Raw genomic sequence first — 2,272 nt, forward strand, 5'->3', positions numbered from 1 at the left:
TCTAAAGTTAAGTCTTTCCCTTAACCTATTGTCCATTTAAAGATAGCAACTCCAATTTGGTGATACCTTAATAAATGAACAAAAATTTATCTTCTTAAAGAAAGCTGAAGATAAGGACATCGGTTATTTTTTCAGGCATGAGTTTAAATATAGTGGTATGAAAGTGCCGATAATAGAGTTATATTCAGGAAAAAATCAAAATTCATTATCTTCCAGTGACAGTACTTACCAAACGAGCAATAAACAAGCAATGACATTTAACCAGTCACTGCCTGGCCAGTTAACCTGGATAAAAACATTTCTAAATAAAAATCCCTCCAAACTTGTGAGATCCCAAGATACCATTGTTAACACCCTTAATAGCTATCATTTCATTATTAAGGTTAAAGATACCCTTATTAACAAAGATCGAGTGTACGTATACAGACACCTGTTTATTGATAAGGCGACGGGCTTACCCCTAAGGATATTAAACCGGGTCAGGGCGGCCGACTTCAGTAAAGATGTTGCTGACTATTACATAGAAGAAAATTATTTCAATTATCAAGTGGAGCAGGATACAATTAATGCGACTTATTTTGCTGTACCTGCAGGATTTCACCCATTCAAAGAAAAACCCATAGAGCAGACAACTTTATTGGTGCCAGGCACAACAGCACCCGAATGGACCCTATACGATACCGATGACAGGAAAACTTCATTATCAGAATTTAAGGGTAAAATTGTATTGATGGATTTTTTCTTTGTTGGCTGTGTTCCCTGTATTCAATCTTTGGCATCTTTGGATAACATTCAAAAGAAATATGAAAATAAGAGCTTTGTGCTACTTAGTCTGAGTACCAGAGACAGCAAAAAATTAGTAAAAGAATTTAAGGAAAGCCAGCGTATAACAAATAAAATGTATCCAAATGGAGCTGATGTGGCGAACGCCTATCGTGCATATTCAGCGCCTACATTCTACCTTATTGATAAGGAAGGAAAAATAGTAAGTGTTATAGAGGGCCATCCTGATGGTTTTGAAAAGAAATTGTCTGGCCAAATAGATGCTTTAATAGAAAATTAACGAGATAAGATTTGGCCAAAATATAATTATCGTTTAACGGTCGTTTTTTAAATTGACAACCCAAGGAAATTTTTTCATAGGAATAAGTTCCATTAACCATTATATTAGCATCTCAACTGGGTGAATTTATTGTTTTTGCCTTTTTATAAAATATCTTTTCATGATTCGGCGATACGGGCAACCGTTCTAAATTAAATGCTGTACATCCCTGGCCGCAATGTCTGGTGGATTGGCTTTCGGACTTCAAAATCGGTTGCTACCCATACTAAGCCTTAATCTAAACCGTGGTGCTTCTTTTACGGAATAAAAAAGCAAGCTCAAAAAAGTTAATTTTAAAAATTAAACCTCAATCAAAACCAGTTTATGAAAGATAAAAAATGGTTAATGCTGTTTTTACTGCCTTTAATTTTAGTTGCAGCTTTTACAGCAACACAACCGACTACCGGAAAATGGACGAAGCTTTTTGACGGCAAAAATTTGCAAGGCTGGGATTCTTATATTGCGCCGGATATGGATTCGACGGGAAAAGCAATTACGGGCGTTCCAGTTGGATTAAACAAAGATCCGAAACATGTTTTTACAGTGGTAAAAGAAGCAGGCGAAAACGTAATCCGAGTTTCGGGCGAGAACTGGGGCGGTATTTCCACTCAAAAAGAATACGAAAACTTTCATTTTCAGCTTAAATTTAAGTGGGGAAATTTAAGCTGGGGACAAAAAAAGAATAAGAAAAAAGATAGCGGTTTGCTGTATTTTGCCGTTGGCCCGCACGGCGCTGACTATGGTTCCTGGATGCGTTCACAGGAATTTCAGCTTGAAGAAGGTAACTGCGGCGATTACTGGGGTTGTGCCGGCGGAATGGAAACCGTAAAAGTAGTTCGGAAACCCGATTCTACTTTTGTTTACAGCCCAAACGGCGAACCAATTACTTTTAGCGCTATTGGTAAATTTGGCCGCCACTGTTTAAAGCAAACCAATGCAGAAAATCCTTCAGGCGAATGGAATACGCTGGATTTGTATTGCCATGGAGATACAAGCGTTCATGTAGTTAACGGAAAGGTAATGATGGTGCTGTTTCATTCTTCTCAACAGGAAAAAGGACAAGTACTTCCGCTTAAAAAAGGAAAGCTTCAAATCCAATCAGAAGGTGCAGAAATTTTTTATAAAGACATTCAAATACGGCCTATCAGTAGAATTCCTGCGCAATTTTTG

Annotated in this window: 2 protein-coding genes; both read left to right on the forward strand. The window is 37.5% G+C overall.

Annotated features, from left to right (window positions below; genetic code table 11):
• Positions 1-157 precede the first annotated feature (157 nt).
• Positions 158-1,063: a TlpA disulfide reductase family protein gene (locus Q0192_RS17465; RefSeq protein WP_299291542.1), complete on the forward strand. Its 906-nt coding sequence runs from the start codon at positions 158-160 to the stop codon at positions 1,061-1,063.
• Positions 1,064-1,426: 363 nt separating this feature from the next.
• Positions 1,427-2,272: DUF1080 domain-containing protein (locus Q0192_RS17470; protein ID WP_299291544.1), on the forward strand; the 846-nt coding region annotated here is incomplete at its 3' end.

Origin of the sequence: uncultured Mucilaginibacter sp. (assembly GCF_937859865.1) — a bacterium.
Taxonomy (GTDB): domain Bacteria; phylum Bacteroidota; class Bacteroidia; order Sphingobacteriales; family Sphingobacteriaceae; genus Mucilaginibacter_A.